Origin of the sequence: Stenotrophomonas sp. LMG 10879 (assembly GCF_002750935.1) — a bacterium.
GTDB lineage: Bacteria > Pseudomonadota > Gammaproteobacteria > Xanthomonadales > Xanthomonadaceae > Stenotrophomonas > Stenotrophomonas lactitubi_B.
Map to the genome: position 1 here is coordinate 93,762 of NZ_PEJT01000011.1, position 22,018 is coordinate 115,779.

Annotated in this window: 17 protein-coding genes; 9 read left to right on the plus strand and 8 right to left on the minus strand. The window is 67.2% G+C overall.

The features are described 5' to 3' along the window. The first annotated feature begins 72 nt into the window (after positions 1-72). The 3 genes from CR919_RS16770 (at position 73) to CR919_RS16780 (ending at position 4,964) form a co-directional block, all read left to right on the plus strand. Positions 73-3,477: an autotransporter serine protease gene (locus tag CR919_RS16770; RefSeq protein WP_099820978.1), complete on the plus strand. Its 3,405-nt coding sequence runs from the start codon at positions 73-75 to the stop codon at positions 3,475-3,477. Positions 3,478-3,604: 127 nt separating this feature from the next. Continuing rightward, complete coding sequence (locus tag CR919_RS16775) at positions 3,605-4,381, plus strand: AMP nucleosidase (RefSeq protein ID WP_025874105.1); 777 nt, start codon at positions 3,605-3,607, stop codon at positions 4,379-4,381. 43 nt (positions 4,382-4,424) lie between these two features. After that, on the plus strand, positions 4,425-4,964 hold the full coding sequence (locus CR919_RS16780; RefSeq protein ID WP_099820979.1) for a DUF924 family protein: 540 nt from the start codon (positions 4,425-4,427) through the stop codon (positions 4,962-4,964). A 92-nt stretch (positions 4,965-5,056) separates the two neighbouring features. Here the strand turns inward: CR919_RS16780 and grxD are convergent, their stop codons facing one another. After that, positions 5,057-5,983 (minus strand): Grx4 family monothiol glutaredoxin, encoded by a 927-nt coding sequence (gene grxD / locus CR919_RS16785; RefSeq protein WP_099820980.1) that lies wholly within the window; start codon positions 5,981-5,983, stop codon positions 5,057-5,059. A 60-nt stretch (positions 5,984-6,043) separates the two neighbouring features. Between grxD and CR919_RS16790 the strand changes: the two genes are divergently transcribed. Next, complete coding sequence (locus tag CR919_RS16790) at positions 6,044-6,823, plus strand: polysaccharide deacetylase family protein (protein ID WP_099820981.1); 780 nt, start codon at positions 6,044-6,046, stop codon at positions 6,821-6,823. Positions 6,824-7,076: 253 nt separating this feature from the next. Here the strand turns inward: CR919_RS16790 and CR919_RS16795 are convergent, their stop codons facing one another. The 3 genes from CR919_RS16795 to CR919_RS16805 are packed head-to-tail and all read right to left on the minus strand — an operon-like array spanning position 7,077 to position 9,708. After that, positions 7,077-7,808 (minus strand): methyltransferase domain-containing protein, encoded by a 732-nt coding sequence (locus CR919_RS16795; RefSeq protein WP_099820982.1) that lies wholly within the window; start codon positions 7,806-7,808, stop codon positions 7,077-7,079. Positions 7,809-7,812: 4 nt separating this feature from the next. Further along, positions 7,813-8,430, minus strand: a complete 618-nt coding sequence (locus CR919_RS16800; protein WP_099820983.1) for an SGNH/GDSL hydrolase family protein — start codon at positions 8,428-8,430, stop codon at positions 7,813-7,815. A 3-nt stretch (positions 8,431-8,433) separates the two neighbouring features. Continuing rightward, entirely contained in the window at positions 8,434-9,708 is a 1,275-nt protein-coding gene (locus CR919_RS16805) for a pyridoxal phosphate-dependent aminotransferase (protein ID WP_099820984.1), read from the minus strand. A gap of 121 nt (positions 9,709-9,829) precedes the next feature. On the opposite strand from CR919_RS16805, the gene rsgA reads away from it, so the two are divergent. After that, complete coding sequence (rsgA, locus tag CR919_RS16810) at positions 9,830-10,930, plus strand: ribosome small subunit-dependent GTPase A (protein ID WP_243380266.1); 1,101 nt, start codon at positions 9,830-9,832, stop codon at positions 10,928-10,930. Between the two features lie 185 nt (positions 10,931-11,115). Continuing rightward, positions 11,116-12,369: a flavohemoglobin expression-modulating QEGLA motif protein gene (locus tag CR919_RS16815; RefSeq protein ID WP_093817976.1), complete on the plus strand. Its 1,254-nt coding sequence runs from the start codon at positions 11,116-11,118 to the stop codon at positions 12,367-12,369. A 437-nt stretch (positions 12,370-12,806) separates the two neighbouring features. On the opposite strand, the gene CR919_RS16825 is transcribed toward CR919_RS16815, so the two are convergent. The 4 genes from CR919_RS16825 to CR919_RS16840 form a co-directional block, all read right to left on the minus strand. Beyond that, positions 12,807-15,095, minus strand: a complete 2,289-nt coding sequence (locus CR919_RS16825; protein WP_099820987.1) for a TonB-dependent receptor — start codon at positions 15,093-15,095, stop codon at positions 12,807-12,809. Positions 15,096-15,273: 178 nt separating this feature from the next. Then, entirely contained in the window at positions 15,274-16,014 is a 741-nt protein-coding gene (gene phbB, locus CR919_RS16830) for an acetoacetyl-CoA reductase (RefSeq protein WP_025874115.1), read from the minus strand. A gap of 25 nt (positions 16,015-16,039) precedes the next feature. Further along, the gene (locus CR919_RS16835) at positions 16,040-17,368 is read right to left on the minus strand and encodes a CitMHS family transporter (RefSeq protein ID WP_099821020.1); all 1,329 of its coding nucleotides are present in this window, start codon (positions 17,366-17,368) and stop codon (positions 16,040-16,042) included. 54 nt (positions 17,369-17,422) lie between these two features. Beyond that, entirely contained in the window at positions 17,423-18,562 is a 1,140-nt protein-coding gene (locus tag CR919_RS16840; RefSeq protein ID WP_099820988.1) for a porin, read from the minus strand. Positions 18,563-18,886: 324 nt separating this feature from the next. Between CR919_RS16840 and CR919_RS16845 the strand changes: the two genes are divergently transcribed. From CR919_RS16845 to CR919_RS16855, 3 genes are read left to right on the plus strand one after another with little or no spacing between them, the layout of a single operon-like run. Then, positions 18,887-19,576, plus strand: coding sequence for a response regulator transcription factor (locus CR919_RS16845; RefSeq protein ID WP_099820989.1), 690 nt, complete (start codon positions 18,887-18,889; stop codon positions 19,574-19,576). Further along, positions 19,569-20,960 (plus strand): sensor histidine kinase, encoded by a 1,392-nt coding sequence (locus CR919_RS16850; protein WP_099820990.1) that lies wholly within the window; start codon positions 19,569-19,571, stop codon positions 20,958-20,960. Before CR919_RS16845 ends, CR919_RS16850 begins: the two co-directional genes overlap by 8 nt. Continuing rightward, complete coding sequence (locus CR919_RS16855) at positions 20,957-22,012, plus strand: ABC transporter substrate-binding protein (RefSeq protein ID WP_099820991.1); 1,056 nt, start codon at positions 20,957-20,959, stop codon at positions 22,010-22,012. The genes CR919_RS16850 and CR919_RS16855 overlap by 4 nt, the downstream gene beginning before the upstream one ends. Positions 22,013-22,018: the final 6 nt, after the last annotated feature.

Below are 22,018 nucleotides of genomic sequence, written 5' to 3' on the forward strand. Positions count from 1 at the left end.
AAGGTGTTCCCACCGTGCTCCATGAGGGAGCAGCACCTGAAACAATCCATGGAATCAAGGACGTAATCCCCGATGACCGTTGCAACGTTGTATCGCTCCACCTCTCGCCGTCGTTCCTTCCTGCCTTCCCCCCTCGCATCGGCCATCGTTGGCTCGCTGCTGATGGCAGCCACCCTGCCGGCACTGGCCCAGGGCAACACCGACGATCTGTCCCGTTACCAGTACCAACGCAGCCTGCAGGCGGCATTGGCGCGTCCGGTCGTCACCGCAGCGCCTGCCTCTGCATCGCTCGCGCCGTCGATCAGCATCGCGCCGATGGCCAGCGGCGAGCCGCAGCCGGTGATGGGCGCCCCCGCTGATCGCGCCAGCTGGCGCACCAGCGAGTTCAACCGCGACTGGGGCCTGCAGGCCGTCAATGCCGACGCCGCATACGCGCGTGGGTTGACCGGTGCAGGTATCCGCCTGGGCGTGTTCGACAGCGGTACCGGGCTGGACCACTCCGAATTCGCCGGCAAGAACCACCGCAGCATCCACCTGGCCGATCGCCTGGCTGACGGATCGTCGTGCACCAACACCACCATGCTGAGCGGACCGGATGCCTGCTTCAGCAGCGATGGCAATGACGTGGCCATCGACATGACCCTGCTCGACATGGACCAGGCGAACATCGACAACGTCAATCGCCAGGGCCTGTTCGAAGGTCTGGCCTACAACACCCATGGCACGCACGTGTCGGGCACCATCGCTGCGAACCGTGATGGCTCCGGCACGCACGGCGTTGCCTTTGGCGCCGATCTTTCGGTGGCACGCCTGTTCTTCAACAGCCTCACCGTCTGGGACGTCGATCCGTCGACCAACCAGTACCGCAATGGCTCGGTCGGCATTGGTGCGTCCGACGCAGTGTTTGCCGACCTGTACGAGCAGTTGAATGCGCAGCAGGTGCGCGCGGTCAACCACAGCTGGGGCTTCACCAACGAGCCGACCACCGCTGACCAGCAGGACGCGGACTTCTTCAACGATCCAGCCTACGACGACTATTTCCAGATCATCGGCGATGGTTCGCGTGCCAACGGCATGATCCAGGTGTGGGCTGCCGGCAATACCTATCCGTACAACATCTCGCCGGAAGACGCGCCGATTGCCGGCGTGCACGCCACGCTGCCGCGCGTCCAGGCCGACCTCGAGCCGTACTGGCTGAGCGTGGTCAACGTCGACCGCAACCTGGTGCTGGCAGAAAGCTCCATGCGTTGTGGCCTGAGCGCCAACTGGTGCCTGGCGGCGCCGGGCAGCGACATCGCCTCCACTGCCTACGGCGCCGATTCGCAGATCATCGGTACACCGTTCCAGACCGGCAATGCTATCGGTCTGGACATCCAGCAGCGCATGCCGACCTATGCCTACGAGGACATGACCGGTACCTCGATGGCGGCACCGCACGTCACCGGCGCGCTGGGCCTGCTGTTTGAACGCTTCCCGTACCTGGACAACGCGCAGGTGCGCGACGTGCTGCTGACCACCGCCACCGACCTCGGCGCGGCGGGTGTGGACGACGTCTACGGCTGGGGCATGATGAACCTGGCCAAGGCCATTGAAGGCTATGGCTCGCTGCGCGTGGACACCAACGTGGTGATGAACCAGAAGGCCGGTGGCCTGAAGGTGTGGGAAGGCGATGCGTGGGACGACTGGACCAACGACATCGGCGGCCCGGGCAAGCTGACCAAGAGCGGCATCGGCTGGCTGCGCCTGAGTGGCGACAACAGCTTCAACGGCGCGGTGGTGCGCGAGGGCGTGCTGGAGCTTGACGGCGTCAATGCGCTGACCAGCGCGGTGGACGTGGCCGGCGGCAGTTTCCTGCTCAATGGCACGTTGAAGAACACTGCGCTGAACAGCCTGGGTGGCAGCAGCCGCATCAATGCCAGTGGCGTGCTCGACGGTTCCAACCTGACCGTCAGCGGCGGCGTGGTGTCCTTCAACGGCGTGCAGAGCGGTGGCCACACCTACGTGGGCGAGAAGGGCACGTTGAAGGGGGTTGGCCAGCTGGGTGATACCACGGTGGCGGGTGTCATCGCCCCGGGCAACTCGATCGGCACGCTGACCATCAACGGCAACTACGTGCAGACCGCCACCGGCGTGTACCAGGCCGAGGTGGCACCGGGCAGCCGAAGTGACCAGCTGCATGTCACCGGCACGGCCACCCTCGGCGGCACCCTGGTGGCGCTGCCGGAACCGGGCATCTACTACCTGGGTGAGCAGTTCAACTTCATCCGCGCCGATGGCGGCGTGAGCGGGCAGTTCGCCACCACCGACTTCAGCGCATTCTCGCCCTTCATGCAGTTCAGCCTGGCCTATGGTGCCAGCGGCGCGCGCATCGAAGTGACCCGCGGCAACGCGCTGGCCAGCTCGGCCACCACCGACAACCAGCGTGCCGTCGCTGTCGTGGCCGATACCCTGGCAATCAACCAGGGCCTGCCCAGGCCGTTGACCACGCTGTTCCCGCAGCAGGTGGGTGCAGCGTTGGACAGCCTCAGCGGCGAACTGCATGCAGCCGCGTCGATCGCGCTGGTTGAAGGCAGCCGCCATGTGCGCGATGCGGCGCTGTCGCGTCGTGTCGGGGCGACCTCGCCGGGCGGTGACGAAGCGGCCGCGACCGGTGTCTGGGTGCAGGCAATCGGTGGCAACGGCAGGCTGGATGGCAATGCCAACACGGCCCGCACCGAGGCCAACAGCAACGGGCTGCTGGTGGGCGTGGACCGCCAGTTCGGCGGCTGGCAGGTGGGCCTGCTGGCCGGCACCGGCCGTACCGACGTCAAGCAGCAGGACGGCCGTCGGGCGAAGTCGAAGATCGACAACACCCACTTCGGTGCTTACGCCAGTCACAACTGGGGCGGTTTCGGCCTGCGTGGCGGGCTGGCATGGAGCGAGCACGAGGTCGACAGCACCCGTGAGCTGGCGTTCGCCGGCTACAGCGATACGCTGAGCGCGCGCTACGACGGGCGTACCCGCCAGGCCTTCATCGAGGCGGGTTACCGCTTCGGCGGCCGCGAGGCCGGCCTGGAGCCGTACCTGCAGGTGGCACGCGTTGAAGTGGACATGAAGTCGGTCAACGAGCGTGGTGGTGCAGCGGCCCTGCAAGGCAACGTCGACGATACCCGCACCACCCTGGCTACTGCCGGTGTGCGCTTCGACAAGGGCCTGAAGGCTTCGTTCCAGCAGGACAGCTGGCTGCACGTGCGCGGCGGGGTGGGCTACCGCCACGCTTCGGGCGACCGCAATCCGGCGGCCAGGCTGGGCTTTGCCAGCGGCGGCGATACCTTCGTGGTCAGCGGCGCCCCGATCGCCGACAGCGCGGTGGTGGCCGAACTGGGCCTGTCGGCCTGGCTGACGGCCAACCAGCAGCTGGAACTGGGCTACACCGGCCAGTTCGGCGATGAAAGCCGCGACCATGGCGCCAACCTGCGTTGGTCGGTGCGCTTCTAAGCCATCCGGTTCCCAAGGGAATCCCCGGGAGGGCGGCCGCAGGGCCGCCCTTCTTCGTTGCCGCTGCCAGGTGTGGTGAGGCAGGCGGGCGCCTACAATATCGGCCCCACGCCGCAGCGGAGCGCCCATGAAGAGCAAGCAGGACATCGTCGACAACTGGCTGCCGCGCTATACCGGCGTGCCCCTGGACCAATTCGGCCAGCACATCCTGCTGACCAATTTCGGGGGCTACCTGCATACGTTCTCGGCGCTGACCGGTGCGCCGGTGATCGGTCTGGACCGGCCCATGGCCAGCGCCACCATCGACGGCATCACCATGATCAACTTCGGCATGGGCAGCCCCAATGCCGCGATCATCATGGATCTGCTGTCTGCCGTGATGCCCAAGGCCGTGCTGTTCCTGGGCAAGTGCGGCGGGCTGAAGCGCAAGAACGAACTGGGCGACCTGGTGCTGCCGATCGCGGCCATCCGCGGCGAGGGAACCTCGGGCGACTACCTGCCCCCGGAAGTGCCGGCCTTGCCGGCCTTTGCCCTGCAGCGTGCGGTCTCGACCATGATCCGCGACCTTGGCCACGACTACTGGACCGGCACCGTCTACACCACCAACCGCCGGGTCTGGGAGCACGACGAGGCCTTCAAGGAGCGGCTGCGGGCGATGCGCTGCATGGCCATCGACATGGAAACCGCGACGATCTTCGCTGCCGGCTTCGCCAACCACATCCCCAGTGGCGCCCTGCTGCTGGTTTCAGACCAGCCGATGATCCCGGACGGGGTGAAAACCGAGGCGTCCGACGCCAAGGTCAGCTCGCAGTTCGTGGAAAACCATATCCAGATCGGCATCGAGGCGCTTAAGCTTATCCGGCGCAACGGCAAGTCGGTCCGCCACCTGCGCTTCGACGAATGATGATGATGGCCTGGCGCGGCGCGCCGGCCCTGGGGAGTAGGTGATGGACGTTGCCGCGCAAGTGGTGGAATTCTGGAAAGACGCGGGCCCTGAAAAGTGGTTCGCCCGCGACGATGCGTTCGACGCACGGTTCCGTACGCTGTTCGCGGACGAACACCATGCCGCCGCATCGCGCGCGCGCGAGCACTGGCTGAGCAGCGCCGAGGGCGCGCTGGCGCTGATGCTGCTGCTGGACCAGTTCCCGCGCAACTGCTTCCGTGGCACGGCCCATTCCTATGCCACCGATGGCCTGGCCCGGCACTACGCCATGCGCGCGATCGAAGAGGGGCTGGACCTGCAGCTGGTACCCAAGCTGCGCGCCTTCATCTACCTGCCGTTCGAGCATTCCGAAGATCCGCTGGACCAGGACCGCTCGGTCGCGATGTTCGACGTGCTGGGTGACAAGGAATACCTGCAGTACGCCGAACTGCACCGCGACATCATCCGCCGCTTCGGCCGGTTCCCGCACCGCAATGCGGTACTTGGCCGCATGCCGTCGCCGGAAGAACTGGATTACCTGGCCGAAGGCGGTTTTGCCGGGTAAACCGGAAGGAGTAGATCCACGCCATGCGTGGATGGGCTCAACAGAAAACGCCGGCTTTCGCCGGCGTTTTCGTGGGTATCAACTGCGGCCGATCAGTACTTCGGCACGCCGCTGTCCACGTCGTCCGACCAGGCATCGATGCCGCCGGTGACGTTGAACACCTTGCTGAAGCCCAGCGCACGGAACTGCTCTGCGGCCTGCGCGCTGCGGCCACCGTGGTGGCACAGGAAGGCCAGGGCGGTGTCCTTCGGCAGGGCTTCCAGCTCGGCGCGGCCGTTGCCATCGAAGCTCTTGAACGGCACGCCGACTGCGGCGATGGCGCGTTCTTCGGCCGGGCGCACGTCCACCAGCATCACGTTGCCAGCACGCACCAGGTCGTCGGCATCGCGCACGCTGATTTCCTGCACCGGCTTGGGCGCGTTCGGGTTGTCGATTGCCAGGCCCTTGCCACGGATGTCGTCAACCCAGTCGATGGTGATGCCGTCGGCGCGACGGGCGCTGGCCAGGTCGAACTGCACGCGCAGGCCGTTGGACTCGGCGGCAATCGCGCCTTCGTCGTACGGGGCCAGCTGGAAGTTCGGCTGGAAGCGGACATCAATGCCCAGCTGCAGCGACGCACCCGGCGAATCGGCCAGCGCGCCCTTCAGCATTTCCACTGCGGCCGGGGTAACGGTGATGCGCGGCGGGGTACGGTCCGGTGCGGCCAGGCCCAGCACGCTGCTCAGCTCACCGCTGGCGGCCATCTGCAGCACGATGTCGCTGCCGCCGACCAGTTCGCCGTCGATGTACAGCTGCGGGATGGTCGGCCAGTCGCCATAGGCCTTGATGCCTTCGCGGATCTCCGCGTCGGCCAGCACGTTGACGTGGGCGAACTCCACGCCCAGGTCCTGCAGGGCACCCACGGCCTTGGCCGAGAAACCGCACTGCGGCATCGACGGCTGGCCCTTCATGAACAGCACGACGCGGTTGTCGTTGAGGATGGTTTCGATGCGCGAACGCAGGGCGGGATCGAGGGACATGGCAGTCATGGGTCCGAAAAATTCGAATCATCAATTCTACCCCCCATGGCATCATGGGGAATGACCAGCGCAGGAACATTGCATCGCATCCCGACCCGGCCCTGGCGCTGGGTGCCTTGGCTGCTGCTGTCGCAGCTGGCTGTGATCCTGATCTGGGTGCTGGCGGGCTGGCACTGGGGCCTGGCCGTGATGGTGGCAAGCCACGCCTTGTTCATGGTGCCGGTGTTCCTGCCCAACAGCCGCTTCTACGCGCCGGTGCTGAGCCGGTTGCCCGATGCCGGCAACCACGTCTGGCTGACCATCGACGACGGTCCCAGTGAAGAGACCCCGGCGGTGCTGGATCTGCTGGACCGGCACCAGGCACGGGCGACCTTCTTCCTGGTCGGCGAGCGCGCATTGGCGCATCCGGCCCTGGTGGAGGAGATCCTGCGTCGTGGACACGACCTCGGCAACCACAGCCACAGCCACCCGCAGGCGCGCTTCTGGCGGCTGGGCCCGGGCACGATGGCGGCGGAGATCGAAGGTTGCCAGCAGGCGCTGCAGGCGGTCAGCGGGCGACCGGTGCGCTGGTACCGCTCGGTGGTGGGCATGACCAACCCGTTCGTGGCGCCGGTCCTGCGCAAGCTGGGCCTGGTGCGCGTGGGCTGGAGCGCCCGCGGCTACGACGGCGTCGGCTGCACGCCGGACGGCGTGCTGGCACGTCTGCTGCCCGACCTGCGGCCGGGTGCGATCGTGCTGTTGCATGAAGGTGCCGCCCACGGCCACAACCTGGCCATCATCGAACGCGTGCTGCAGGCGCTGGACGAGCGCGGCCTGAAGGCCGAACTGCCGCCCGGCTGACCGGTAGCGCCGGGCCACGCCCGGCGAGCGCCAGACGCAGCAAGAGCGAAGCGACCCGCGTTTGCGCTTCGCTTTTCTCTTGTCTTCCGTGGTGGACGCGCCCGTAAACCGTCCGTGGCCGGGTGGGATGGGCTGTGCGGGGTATCCGCGCCATGGATGGCGCGGCTAAGCCCCCAAGGAGGGGTTCACGGCGTCCCCGCGCAGCCCATCCCGCCCGGGCAGCCCTCGTAGACCGCCGCGCACCACGAGGGGCTCAGCCGTTGGCCGCAGTTCCCGGACGCTCAGCCACCAGCAGCCAGCTGTTGAACGGCGTGCGCCCATGCAGCGGCCGTGGTGCCGTCACCCGCAATCCAGCCTCGGCCAGCGTGGCCTGCAGCACCTGCGGATCCGGGTAGTGACGCGGTCGCGTGCCCATCCAGCCGACCAGCCAGGCCAGGCGATCAGCCACCCGCGTGGTGCGGTCGCGGCGGTCGCCGGTCGCCAGCGGCGTGCGCAGCAGCAGGCGGCCACCGGGTGCGACCCGCGCGCTCACCGCGCGCAGCAGTTCCAACTGCGGCGCTTCGTCCAGGTACTGCAGCACATCCAGCAGCAACACATGCCCGGCATGCGCCGGCAAGGGTGCCTGCACATCCAGACAGTCGAAACGTGCATCGGCCAGGCCGGTGCCGGCGCGCTGCGCACGCGCGATCTTGTCGCTGTCCACGTCAATCCCGAGGTACGCCTGCTGGCGGCCACGCTGGCGCAGCACGTGCGCGAACAGGCCCAGCCCGCAGCCCAGGTCGAGTACCGGCTGGCCGTCGTCGGGAAGGTGCTGCAGTACGCCGTCATACAGCGGGTCGCTGCCCAGCTTGCCGCGGGTGTAGTAGTAATCGCGGCGGCTGCCCCAGGCCTGCATCGGCCGGAAGGACTCGGCGATCAGGCGCGCCTGTCCGGCATCAAGCGGCGAGCAGGGCAGAGGCGTGCCGTTCCGTGGCGTGCCGTCCATCGGATCAGTCCGTCCTGCCCAGCAGGTGCGCGGCCACCGGCAGCGCACGCGCACTCCACAGCGCATACATCCGTGCGGACGGGTGCAGGCCATCCTCGGCGATCATCGTAGGGTCAGCGGCGTTGTCGCGGCTGATATCGGTGATGTCGACGAAGGCCACGCCCTGCTGGCTGCTGATCACCTCGGCAGCCGCGTTGAACTCGTCGGTCTCCAGCTCGACGCGGGCCAGGTCGCGACCGCTGCCTGCACCGTACGGCGTGGTGCCCCAGTCCGGGAAGGACAGCACCAGCACGTGGTCCACGCGGCCACCGGCAAAGCCGATCGCGCGCTGCAGCAGGGCCTGGAACTGCACCTGGTACTCGTCCAGCGGGCGCCCGCGGTACTGGTTGTTGACGCCGATCAGCAGGCTGACGAAGTCGAAGGGCCCTCGCGGCGCCACTGCGTCGATGCCGGCGTCGAGCTCGTCGGTGGTCCAACCCGTGGTGGCGATCGTCTGCGGGTCGGCCAGATCGATGCCCTGCGCGCGCAGCGCGGCGGCGAGCTGATGCGGCCAGCGACCGTCGACCGCGACCGCTTCACCAATGGTGTAGGAATCGCCTAGGGCCAGATACGACAAGCCCATCGCTCAAGCCACCGACCGGCGGGGCTTCAGCGGCACCACCTTGGTGGCGTCTTCGGCACGGCGGGCGAGGGCACGATCGATACGGGCGAACACGTCGCGCATCACCGACGCCTCTGGCAGCAGGGTCACGCGGAAGTGGTGGCGGTAAGGCACGTTGAAGCTCGAGCCCGGCACCACCAGCACGCCGTCGTTGTTCATCAGGTCCAGCGCGAAATTGTGGTCGTCGAAGCCCTTGGCGGCGGCGCCGACCACGGCCGGGAACGCGTACAGCGCACCGGCGGGGGCGACCAGCGACAGATGCTCGCTGGTCTCGCAGGCTTCGATCACGGCACGGCGAGTTTCATACAGACGGCCGCCCGGTGCGCACAACTCGGAAATGGTGTCCGGCCCGTTCACTGCGGCGTCGATGGCGTACTGGCCCGGCACGTTGGCGCACAGGCGCAGCGCGCCCAGCAGGTCCAGCGCGGCGCGGAAGTCGCCCAGGCGTGCGTCGTCGCCGCTGAGGTGGGCCCAGCCCACGCGCCAGCCGCAGGCGCGGTGCACCTTGCTCAGGCCGCCGAAGGTCAGGCAGGGATGGTCACCGGCCAGCGGTGCGACCGGCTGGAACACCGCGTCGTCGTACAGGATCTGGTCGTAGATCTCATCGACCAGCAGCAGCAGGTTGTGCTGGCGCGCGATCTCGACCACGCGCTCCAGCAGCTCGCGCGGGTAGCTGGCGCCGCTGGGGTTGTTCGGATTGATCAGCACAATGGCGCGGGTGCGCGAGGACACCAGCGTCTCGATCTCGCTCGGGTCCGGCTGGAAGCCGTTCTCGGCGGCGCAGCGGTAGTACACCGGGCGGCCGTCGTTGAGGATGGTCGAGGCCGACCACAGCGGGTAGTCCGGCGAGGGCACCAGCACTTCGTCGCCCGGGTTGAGCAGCGCACGCAGCGACAGGTCGATCAGCTCGCTGACGCCGTTGCCGACGAACACACGGTCGGGGTGGGCATCCGGTGCGCCACGGCGGGCGTAGGCGGCGGCGATGGCTTCGCGGGCGACCGGCAGGCCCTGCTGGTGGGTGTACGGATCGGTGCGGCCCATGTCATCGGCGATGGCGCGCTGCAGGTGTTCCGGTGCACGGAAGCCGAACGCGCCGGGATTGCCGATGTTGAGCTTGATCAGCTTGTGGCCCTGCGCTTCCAGCTCCCGGGCTCGCCGCGCCAGTTCTCCGCGGATTTCGTAGCGCACTTCGGAAAGGCGCTCGCGGATGACCAGGGGTTTGGGCGAGGGAGTGGACATGGGCGGTGGGCCGCAAAAGGCATGGGGGTTCCATGGTAGCGGAATTGCTGCAGCGCATGGCAAGGGCTGCAGGGCCCGCCAACATTGGGCTGGGCGGCATCGCACAGGTAGAATGGCGGCGATGACCCAGACCCCCGATTTCACCGCCCTGCAGACCATTGGCTGGCCCTGGCCGGGCCCGCCGCAGCAGGCCGACTGGCAGGCCGTGATGGCTGCGCACCCGCAGGCCCACCCGGCGCGGGTGATCGAACAGCACCGCACCCACTACGTGGTGGCGGATGGCCCGGAGGCGTCGATCAAGGCCGAATCGTTGCCGGAATGGCAGCGCCCGCGCTTCCCCAGCCACGAACGGCCAGCGGTTGGCGACTGGGTGCTGCTGGACGGCATCCGCATCGTCGCCCTGTTGCCGCGACGTACCGCCATCAAGCGTGGCGCTGCCGGTGAGCATTACCACCAGCAGGTGATCGCGGCCAACATCGATACCGTCTTCATCGTCTGCGGGCTGGATGCGGACTTCAATCCGCGTCGTATTGAACGCTACCTGCTGCTGGTGGGCGGTGGCGGTGCCGAACCGGTGGTGGTGCTGACCAAGGCCGACCAGACCGAGTACAGCGACGATGCGCTGGCGGTGCTGGAAGAACTGGAGCTGCAGGGCATCGCGCTGCACGCGATCAACGGCCTGGATGCGGACAGTGTTGCAGTGCTGGAGCCGTGGCTGGGCCCGGGCCGCACGGTGGTGCTGGTGGGTTCTTCCGGTGCGGGCAAGTCGACGCTGACCAACACGCTGCTGGGCGAGCAGCGGATGAAGACCAACACGGTGCGCGCCAACGATTCGCGCGGCCGCCATACCACCACCCACCGCGCACTGATGCCGCTGCCGATGGGCGCCTGCCTGATCGATACGCCGGGCATGCGCGAACTGAAGCCGACCGGCGAAGAGACGCTGGCCGAAGGCGGCTTCGCCGATATCGAAGCGCTGGCCGCGCAGTGCCGCTTCCGCGATTGCATGCACCAGCAGGAACCCGGCTGTGCCGTGCGTGCGGCGATCGATGCCGGCGAGATTGAAGAGAGCCGGCTGCAGAACTACTTCAAGTTGAAGGAAGAAGTGGCCGCCGCCGCCGCGAAGCTGGCCGTGCGCCAGGCCGAGACCGCGCAGGAGCGCGGTGGCAGGAAAGGCAAGGGCCAGCAGTTCCGCCCCGCGGGCAAGCCGCGCAGGCGTTGACCTGGATCGCGGGGTCGGATCCCATTGCGCCGCAATGGGCTCTGCCCCCGGCAATGATCCCGCTGCTGCCTGCTTCTGGTAGCTGCCAACCTTGGTTGGCACGAACGCATCCGAAGCCCGCCGTTGGCGGCTGCCAACCAAGGTTGGCACCTACCAAAGCAAGAGCGGAGCGTTATAGTCCGCCCATGGAACCGACCGCGACGCTGGACCGTGACGTGGCCCACCATGCAGCGCTCGATGCGCGCCTGGTCGAGGCCGTAGGAGGCATCCGCCTGCTGGGCCTGACCAGCTGGCCGGCAACCCTGCAAGCACCCTTCCTGGACAGCGTTGCGCGCGGCCAGCCGACGCTGCCGGTGGTCGACTACCCGAAGCTGGACTTCAGCGACGAGCGTCGTGCACTGGCCGCCCTCGCTGCCGAGTGCGATGAAAGCCATCCGCTTGGCCATTACGTGCGGCAGTCCGCGCAGAGCTGGGATCTGGCTGCACAGCTGCTGGAAGGCCTCGGTACCGCGGCCGTGGATGCCTGTTCGGTGCAGTTGTTCGGGTCACCCGAGCAACCGTTGCCCGGCAACGGACCGAGCACGCGCGATGCAGCGCGCCACTTCATCCAGATTGCTGCCGAACTGGATCACGAACTGCTGGCGCCGGAAGAGCAGGTGCCGGTTTCGGCGATCGCGTTGCAGCTGCAGCTGCAGAATGACCTCGATGCGTTCTTCGAATCACGCATCATCCAGGTGCAGCTGGATCCGGAGCTGGTCTCCAAGGCAGCGGCCGGACCGACCCGCATCCGCCTGCGCACCAGTGCGCGTTTCAGCGCCTACGACCGCGCGCAGTTGTTCCACCACGAAGCGCTGGTGCATTCGCTGACCGCATTGAACGGCCGCGCGCAGCCGGTGCTGCCGAGCCTGGCGCTGTCCTCGCCACGGGTCACGGCCACCCAGGAAGGATTGGCGACATTCGCCGAACAGATCACCGGCAGCATCGACATCGAGCGACTGAAGCGCATCAGCCTGCGTACCGAGGCGATCGCGATGGCGCGCGAAGGTGCGGACTTCATCGAGGTGTTCCGCTACTTCTGCGATGCCGGGCAGAACCCGGAAGAGAGCTTCGCCTCGGCGCAGCGGGTATTCCGCGGTGTGCCGCCGAGCGGTGGCCTGGCCTTCACCAAGGACACGGTGTACCTGCGCGGTCTGGTGTCGGTGCACACGTTCTTCCGCCACATGCTGGCCGAGGATCGCCTGCAGGTCTGCCGCTGGCTGTTCGCCGGCAAGATGAGCCTGACCGATGCGATCGCGTTCGCGCCGCTGTTCGAATCGGGCGTGCTGAAGCCACCGCGTTGGCTGCCGCACTGGATGAGCCGGGCGAACGGCCTGGCCGGCATGCTGGCGTTCTCGCTGTTCGCCAACCGCATCCGGATGGACCAGCTGGCGCCGGAATGAAATGCGTTGGCGGCTTATGGCGTCTTGATTGATATCGGGGAGAGCGGGGGGCTTGCGCTGGCCAGGACACGCCGCAAGTACGTCCCTGTAGGCTCGGCCACGGCATCCATGCCGTGGACGGTCCTGGCCAGCGCAAGCCCCCCGCTCCAGACAATTTCCTGCGAGACGGCCAGCAATCCACCAGAGGGGTTACGTTTGAAAAGCTTGAAAAGCAAAGAGCCGGGCAACGCCCGGCTCTTTGCTTTTGCCCTTGCTTCTCATTGTCTCCGCGCCGGAGCGGGAAACTGTCGAGCGAGGTGGGACGGGCCGAGGCAGGACCGTGAGGCGCATGGATGCGCCGACCGAGCCTACAGGGACGTACTTGCGGCGTGTCCTGCCTCGGCCCGTCCCACCTCGCCCCACTACGGCATCCCCGCGCCGCAGCGCCCGCTTTTGATTTAGAACTCCGCCGCCACCGTCATGAACACCTGCCGCGGCGCACTCGCATGGATCGCATAGCGCGTGCCCTTCGGATCGGTCGGTGCGAACGAACTCAACTGGCCCGCATAGCGCTTGTTGGTCAGGTTGGTCGCGTTCAACGACACCCGCACGTTGCGCAGGCCCATGCCCGGTCCGAAGTCGTAGCCGGCGCCCGCATCGAAGGTGGTCACGCCCGGCACCGACTGGTCGTTGGTGTACGTGTAGTAGCGCTTGCCGGTGTACTTGGCGCGCAGGCTGGCGAAGAAGCCGTCGCGGTTCCAGCTGATCTCGCTGGAGGCCATGCGCTGCGGTGTGTCCACGGTGATCTTGCCAGCCACCGGCACGATCGCACCGCCCGAGGTGTAGTCATCCTCGTAGGTGGTCTTGTTCCAGGACAGCGCGTTGTACCACTGCAGGCCATCAACTGGCTTGAGAATGAAGGTCAGTTCGGCACCGTGGCTCTTCACCGAACCGACGTTGATGAAGCGCGTCACGCACTCCGGACGCGTGCCGACTTCGATGCTCGAGCACGGGTTCAGCGACAGCAGGCGGTTGTCGAACTTCACGTTGTAAGCCGCGATCGAGGCCTGGTATTTCTCGCCGAAGGTACGGAAACCCGCTTCCAGGCTCTTGGACTTCTCCGGCTCCAGGCCGGCGCTGGCCGCGAACGATTCCGGCGACACCTGCAGCGGGCCACCGCTGCCGCCGCCGACGAAGGCAGCGATGTTCTCCGCATACGAGGCGAACACCTCGTTGTTGGCGTTGAGCTTGAAGCCCACGCCCAGCTGCGGCAGCACCGATTCCTTGGCGGTCAGCGTGCCCGAGGCGATGCTGGTTTCCACGCCCGGCTGGGCCTTGGCGGTCATGCGCGTGTTGGGGCTCTTGATGCCCACATCCACGGTCAGGCGCTGGTCGAGGAAACGCATCCGGTCCTGCACGTAGAACTGGCGGGTGCGGATGTCGAAGTCCTGGCTGAACAGGCGGCGGTCCGGGTTCTGCAGATACAGGTCATCCAGGAACGGGCCGCTGATGTAGTAGAAGTTGCGCGAGACGTTATGGTCGTTCTGCTCGTACCACACACCGGCTTCCAGTTCGTGGATGCCCAGCGTCCACGACAGCGCTGCGGTAATGCCGTCGCGGTTGATGGTGTAGTTGGTGCTGCGGATCGAGATCGGCAGCATCTTGTCGGTGCCCGGGTAGGACGGCTGGCCCGGTGCCCACCAGTGGCCCTGGCCACGGTTCTCGTGGTGGTAGCCCAGCAGCTTCAGGCGGCCCTGCTCACCCAGGCGGATGTCGGCGTCGATCGAGTACAGGTTGTCGTCGCGCAGCGCACGGCTCTGGTAGTACGCATCGTCGATGCTGTTGACGCCGCCGCTGAACTGGCATTTGCTGCGGTTCAGCGTGCCCGGCGCGCAATAGGCGGCGGCAACGGCGCGGTCCCAGTCCGGTGCATAGATGTTCCAGTCATAACCCAGGCCGCGCGCCAGCATGTCCTTGGACAGGTAGGCATAGTTGGCCTGGCTGGCGCGCGAGGTGGCCACAAAGGCACCGAAGCGGTTGTCGCCCACATTCCACACCGCCTTGGCATTGAACTGGCGGGTGGTCTGGTTCTGGTACGGCGCGGCCCACATGTCCTGGTCCTGGTGCACGCCGGAGACATAGGCCGAGAAGCCGTTGATGTCACCGGTGTCCACGCGCAGGTAGCCGCGGCGCTGGTTGTCATCACCCGCAGTGATGCTGGCGCGGCCGCCGAATTCGGTGGACGGATCCATCGAGAAGTACTGGATGGTGCCGCCCAGGTTGCTGGTCGAGGCCACGCCCAGCGAACCGATGCCCTGCGACAGCTCGGCACCGGCCAGGTTCTCGGCGATCAGTGCGCGGGCGATGCTCAGGCCGTTGTAGTTGCCGTAGCTGTTGTCGCCCAGCGGAATGCCATCCATGGTGTAACCCAGGCGGCTCTTGTCGAAGCCGCGCAGGCTGATGGTCTGCGATTCTTCATTTGCGCCGAACGCATCGTTGGACTGCACCGACACGCCGGGCAGGCGGTCGAGGATCTTCTGGCCGCTGGTACCTGGCGGCAGCACCTGCTTGTCGACGGTGGTGATGCGCTGCACCTGGCGGGTCTCGCCCTGGCCGATGACCGAGACGGTATCCAGCGTCTGCGCGCTCAGCGCGGTATCGGCGGTGGCGTCGGTGGCTTCAGCGGCGTGGGCGCTGGCGGCGGAAAGCGCGATCGCCACGGCGATCGTCAGGTATCGGGTCTGCATGATGGTCCATTGCATGGGGGGTGGTCACCGGCCCGGGGGCGCGGTGCGTGGCCACTATGCGAACGGAACATGAAACCTTGTTTACGAAAAACCAACGAACGGCGTCGCGGGGGGAAGCCGCGCAGGGCGTGAATCTACCGGGGGAGGGGAGTAGATCCACGCCCTGCGTGGGAAAGCGCTAGCCCATGTACAGGCCACCGTTGACCGGATAGTCCGCACCGGTCACGTAGGAGGCTTCATCCGAAGCCAGCCAGGCACACAGGCCGGCCACTTCTTCCGGGCGACCCAGGCGCCGCACCGGCACGGATGCGGCCAGTCGATCCAGCACGTCCGGCGGGAAGCTGCTGATCGCCTGGCTGGCGATGTAGCCCGGCGACAGTGTGTTGACGGTGACCCCGCGCGAGGCGACTTCAGCGGCCAGCGCACGGCTGAAACCGTGCATCGCGGCCTTTGCCGTGGCGTAGTTCACCTGGCCGATCTGGCCCTTGTGGGCGCTGACCGAACCGATGTTGATGATGCGGCCCCAGCCACGCGTGGCCATGCCATCGACCACCTGCTTGGTCAGGTTGAACAGCGAATTGAGGTTGGAGGCGATCACTGCATTCCAGTCCTCCACCGTCATCTGCCGGAACAGCAGGTCGCGGCTGCCGCCGGAGTTGTTGACCAGCACGTCCACCTCGCCAACTTCGGCACGCACCTTGGCGAAGGCCGCCGTGGTCGACGCCCAATCGGTCGCGTTGCCTTCGGAGGCGATGAAATCAAAACCCTGCTCGCGCTGCTCACGCAGCCAGTTGGCCTTGCGCGGCGAGTTGGGCGCGCAACCGGCGACCACGGTATGGCCGGAACGGGCCAGGCTCTGGCAGATGGCAGTGCCGACACTGCCCATCCCGCTGGTGACGTAGGCGATGCGAAGAGTCATTGCAGAACGCTCCTTGATAAGGGAATCAGGTCGTGAAGGGATAGAGCCCGAACAACAGGCCGCCGATCATCAGCAACAACGAAATGGCGATCGCCCACTTCAGGGTGAACTTCTGGTGGTCGGCGAATTCGACCTTGGCCAGCCCCACCAGCAGGTAGGTGGACGGCACCAGCGGGCTGAGCAGGTGCACCGGCTGCCCGGCCAGCGACGCGCGGGCCATTTCCACAGGCGTGATGCCGTAGGTGCCGGCCGCCTCGGACAGGATCGGCAGCACGCCGAAGTAGAACGCGTCGTTGGACATGAAGAAGGTGAAGGGCATCGACGCCACAGCGGTGATCACCGCCAGGTACGGGCCCCAGCTGTCGGGGATGATCGCCAGGAAGCTGTGCGACATCGCTTCGACCATGCCGGTGTTGTTGAGGATGCCGGTGAAGATGCCCGCAGCGAAGATCAGCGCCACCACCGACAGCACGCTGCCGGCATGGCTGACCACGCGACGGCGCTGCTCGGCCAGGTTCGGGTAGTTGATCACCAGCGCGATGGCGAAGCCGATCATGAACAGCACCGGCATCGGCAGCACACCGATGATGAGGGCGCTCATCAGGGCCACGGTCAGCGCCAGGTTCACCCACAGCAGCCTGGGGCGCTTGGTGTCTTCTGCGTCTTCCACGGTCGGCAGCGTATTGCCGTCGTCGGACACGCTGTTGTCCATCCAGCTGCCGCCTTTGGGCAGGGTCACCACGCCCAGGCGACGGCGCTCCTTCAGGCCCAGGTACCAGGCCAGCAGCAGCACGCCGGCGCAGGCGATCACCATCGACGGAATCAGCGGCACGAACACATCGGCCGGGTCCACGTGCAGTGCGGTGGCCGCGCGCGCGGTCGGGCCACCCCACGGCGTCAGGTTCATCACACCACCGGCGAGGATGGTCACGCAGGTCATGTTCAGCGCGTTCATGCCCAACCGCTGGTACAGCGGCAGCATCGCCGACACGGTGATCATGTAGGTGGTCGAACCGTCGCCATCGAGCGAGATCAGCATCGCCAGCACGGCGGTACCGAACACGATCTTCATCGGGTCGCCCTTGACGAAGCGCAGGATGATCCGCACCAGCGGATCGAACAGACCCGCATCGATCATCACGCCGAAGTAGAGGATGGCGAACATCAGCATCACGCCGGTCGGCGCGATCTTCTTGATGCCTTCCAGCATCATTTCGTCGATGCCGGCGGCGAAGCCACCGATCAGGGCGAAGATGATGGGAATGGTGATCAGGGCAACGAGTGGCGACAGTCGTTTGCTCATGATCAAGTACATGAACGTAATGACCATGCCAAAGCCGAGGATGCTCAGCATCATCTGCGGACTCCTTGAAGAATCAGGATGTGGGGAAGTGGAAGGGGCTGACGTTTAGAAGTCGAACTGCAGGCGCCCGGTGACCGCGCGCGTGCGGTCCACCGTGGTGCCGGCCAGGCGATCGCGGTTGCGGCTTTCGATCACGTTGAGCATGAAGCGCAGGTTGTCGCGCAGGTACCAGTTGCCGCCCAGCGTCCAGCCTTCGGTGCTGCCACGGCGCAGGTCGGGTTGGCCATCGAGGTGCTGTGCGCCCCACATCTGGTCATAGCGCAGGGCCACTTCGAAGGCACCGGCCTTGTGACGGATGTTCTTGACCCGGGCGAAGCGGCCGGTCTTGCGGTCGTAGGCACGGCTTTCGCCGGTGACGAACCAGCTGAGCATGCCGTAGGCGGCCATCACATCACCGCGCTGGGCGCCATCATCGAAGGTGGCGCCGCTGAACTCGCCCTGCCATGACAGCGGGCCGCGCACCTGCGCATATTCCAGCGACCACTTGTTGACGTCGGTATCGCGGCCGGCGGAGAAATCGACCAGGGTCAGGCGGCTTTCGTCGGACAGGTGGCCGGCCGGCCGCGGGCGGATCTTCAGGCCCGGCGTGCCGTTGCCGCCCGGGTTGTCGTAGGCCTCGCGGGCCAGCGACAGGCCCAGGTGCAGCACGTCGCCCTCACTGGGGGCCGGTGCCCAGGTGACGCGGCCACCGGCGGCGCGGCCCTTGACCTGCCAGGCATCGATGCTTTCCAGGCTGTACACGCTGGCTGCCCAGGTGAAATCGCCCGGATTGGCCTGCCACGAGGCGCCCAGCCGGTACAGCGGTGCCAGCGTGGTGCCGGCGTTGCCGCGCTCCAGGAAGCTGCCGTAGTTGGAGCCGGTGCGGTCGTCCAGCGAGAAATACTGCTTGAACTGGCCCACGGTGAGCCGGCCGGCATCACCGAAGCTGCGGCTCAGGTAGACGTCTTTGGCCTCGACACGGTCGCCGGAGAAATCGGCTTCCAGCTTGTAGTCGACCACGAAGAACTTGCCGGAAACGTCAACCCAGGCGCGACGGATCTCGGTGTCATCCTTGTTCGGCGTACCCCGGTTGTCGTTGTCGAAGGTAGCGAAGTCCAGGTGCAGACGGCCGCCAAGGGTGGCCGTGACCGGACGGTCGTCTTCGGCGGCGAAGGCCGGCGCGGCCAGCGCAGCCAAGGCCATCATGGCGGCAGGACGCCGCCAGGCAATGCTCAATTCCACAAACCCTCCCAGGTGCACGCCAGGCGCGCGGCAATCGTGGGCACCGGACGGTGCGCGGCCGCAGTCTGTGTCGCGCAAGCTGTCATCGTCCTGTCAGCGGTTTGTGCGGTGCAGCGTAAAGACCGCCGCTGCGCTCGCCGGGCATGGCCCGGCGCTACCCCGCGACGATGCACCCGGTGGCGCCGCCACGCCCGGCGGAACAGGTCAGCATCGGTAGCGCCGGGCGATGCCCGGCGAGCGCAGCGGCGCCATGCGGTAGCATTCGTTTCCCCCCTCACGCCCCCGCCCATGCGCCTGCTGCTGGTCGAAGACAACCCGGACCTGGCCGATGCGATCATCCGTCGCATGCGCCGCAGTGGTCACGCGGTGGACTGGCAGGCCGACGGTCTGGCCGCTGCCAGCGTGCTGCGTTACCAGAGTTTCGATCTGGTGGTGCTGGATATCGGCCTGCCCAAACTGGATGGGCTGCGCGTGCTGGCCGGCATGCGCGAGCGTGGCGACAGCACCCCGGTGCTGATGCTGACCGCACGCGATGGCATCGAAGATCGCGTGCAGGCGCTGGATGTCGGTGCTGACGACTATCTGGGCAAGCCGTTCGATTTCCGCGAGTTCGAGGCGCGCTGCCGCGTGCTGCTGCGACGTGCACGCGGGCAGGCCAGCGAAGTGGTGCAGATCGGCGGCTTCCAGTTCGACAACGCTGCGCACCGGGTGACCCTGGATGGCGAACCGATCGAGCTGCCCAACCGCGAGTACCGCCTGCTGGAGATCCTGGTCGGGCGCATCGGCCAGGTCGTGGGCAAGGATGAGATCGGCAATGGCCTGTTCGGCTTCGATGACGAAGCGGGCCCGAACGCCATCGAGCTGTATGTTGGCCGCCTGCGCAGGAAGCTGGCAGGCGCGCCGCTGCGCATCACCACCGTGCGTGGCGTCGGCTATCTGCTCGAAGCCAGCGACGGCAGCGGCGACGCCGATGGCTGACGCACGCGCTGCGAACGCCGCACCGGGCTCGTTGCGGCGCACCCTGCTGCTGTACCTGGGCGCGTTGCTGGCGGTATTCGCGGTGGCGTTGTTGTTTGCTGCACGCGATTACGGCCAACGCGCGGCGAACCGCTCCTATGACCATCTGCTGGTGTCCTCGGCCCTGTCCATCGCCGATTCGGTGGCCTTGGTGGACGGCCAGTGGCAGGTGGACCTTCCCTATGCCGCGCTGGACCTGCTGGCAATGGCGCCGGAGGACCGCGTGTTCTACCGGGTCGCCGACAGCCGAGGCACCCTGATCACCGGTTACGGCGATCTTCCCGCGTCGCCGCGTCGGCCGGGCACGCAACCGCAGTTGTTCGATGTGCCCTACAGCGGCGAGACCGTGCGTTTCGTCGTGGTCGGCCGCAGCTTTGCCGCTGCCTCCGCGCAGGGCGAGGTGCAGGTGCAGGTGGGGCAGACCCGGCGTGCGCGCGAAGCGGTGGCGCAGGAGCTGGTCAACCGCGCGCTGCTGGCGATTGGCGTGTTGTCGGGGTTGCTGCTGGCACTGGTGGCCTTCGGCGTGCACCGCGCGTTCCGGCCGCTGGTGCGGGTCGAGCGCGAGCTGTCACGCCGCGAACCGTCCGACCTGAAGCCGCTGGATGCGCGCGTGCCGCGCGAGATGGACCAGATGGTGGCAGCGCTGAACCGCTTCATGGAACGCCTGTCCAGCAGCAATGAAACCCTGCGTGCATTCATGGCCGAGGCGGCGCACCAGATGCGCACGCCGCTGGCCGCGCTGCGTGCGCAGGCGCAACTGGCGCTGGACGACGACGATCCGCAGGACATGCGGCGCAGCCTGTTGGCGATCGAGCGCAATGCCACTCACATGAGCCGCCTGCTCAACCAGCTGCTCAGCGATGCCAGCGTGATCCATCGATCACATCTGCAGCGCTTCGCCACCGTGGACCTGGCCGAGACCGTGCACCAGGCGCTGCACGAAGCGCTGCCGCAGGCCGGGCCCACCCCGCGCGTGCAGCTGGCGATGACGGCCGAGCCGGTGCAGGTGCACGGCGACGCGCTGCTGCTGCGCGAGGCCATCAAGAATCTCGTCGACAACGCGCTTAAGTATGGCGGCGATGGTCCCTTGCAGATCGCGCTGACCGCTGAGGGCGGGCAGGCCGTGCTGACCATCGCCGACCACGGCACGGGCATCGCCGCAGTGGATGCCGAACGCGTGTTCGAGCGTTTCGCACGGGGCGAGGGCGCGCCCTCCGGCGGTGCCGGCCTTGGCCTGGCCATCGTCAAGCGGGTGGTCGACAGCCATGGTGGCCAGATCGACCTCAGCAATCGACCGCAGGGCGGTCTGGTCGCCACCATCCGCCTGCCCCGGAGCAGCACATGATCCGCCTGTTTGCCGCTGTTGTTGCCCTGCTGCTGGCCGTGCCGGCCCTCGCTGCGCCCGGCGATGTACGCCGCTTTCCCGCACAGGGCACCGCCACCGCGCAGCTGCGCATCCATGGCACCACCGATATCGAGGTCTTCGCCGAGGTCATCGCCGACTATCAGCGCCTGTATCCGGGCAGCGAGGTGGTGTACGAAGACATCATCACCCAGGACCTGTACGCGCGTTACCTGCATGACCGCGCCGGACCTGCGTCGCCGGATCTGCTGATCTCCAGCGGCATGGACCTGCAGACCAAGCTGGTCAACGACGGCCACGCGCTGCCGCACCGCTCGGTGCAGACCCAGGCGCTGCCGGCGTGGGCGCAGTGGCGTGGCGAGGCGTTCGGCATCAGCTACGAGCCGGTGGTGATGGTCTACAACACCCGCAGGCTGCCGGCCGCGAAAGTGCCGCACACACGTCGACAGCTGCTGGACCTGCTGCGTGCGCAAGGCACGCCGTTGCGCGGCAAGGTCGGCACCTACGACATCGAACGCAGCAGCGTGGGTTACCTGCTGGCGACCCAGGATGCCCAGCGCGGCAGCATCGCCGGCGCCCTGCTGGGCGCGCTGGGGGACAACGCGGTGGTGCGCGAGGAACGCACCGGCGTGCTGCTGGACCAGGTGGCCAGCGGCCAGTTGTCGCTGGTCTACAACGTGCTGGGCTCGTATGCGCAGGCGCGTATCGACGCGGGCGCACCGCTGGCCATCGTCGAGCCGGAGGACTACACGCTGGTGGTGCTGCGTACCGCGGTGATTCCGCGCACCGGAGCGCACCCGCAGGAAGCGCGACGCTTCCTCGACTATCTGCTGTCGCCACGCGGCCAGCAGGTGCTCGCGCGCGAGGCGCGGCTGATGCCGATCGTGCGCGGCGATGCAGGCGGCGGCGAAGCGCCCGGCCGCAGCCGCCGCCCGATCCAGCTCGGCCCCGGCCTGCTGGTCTACCTGGATGCGCTCAAGCGCCGCCAGTTCCTCGATGCCTGGCGCAGCAGCGTGGAGCCGGCGGGGCGCTGAGGCTCC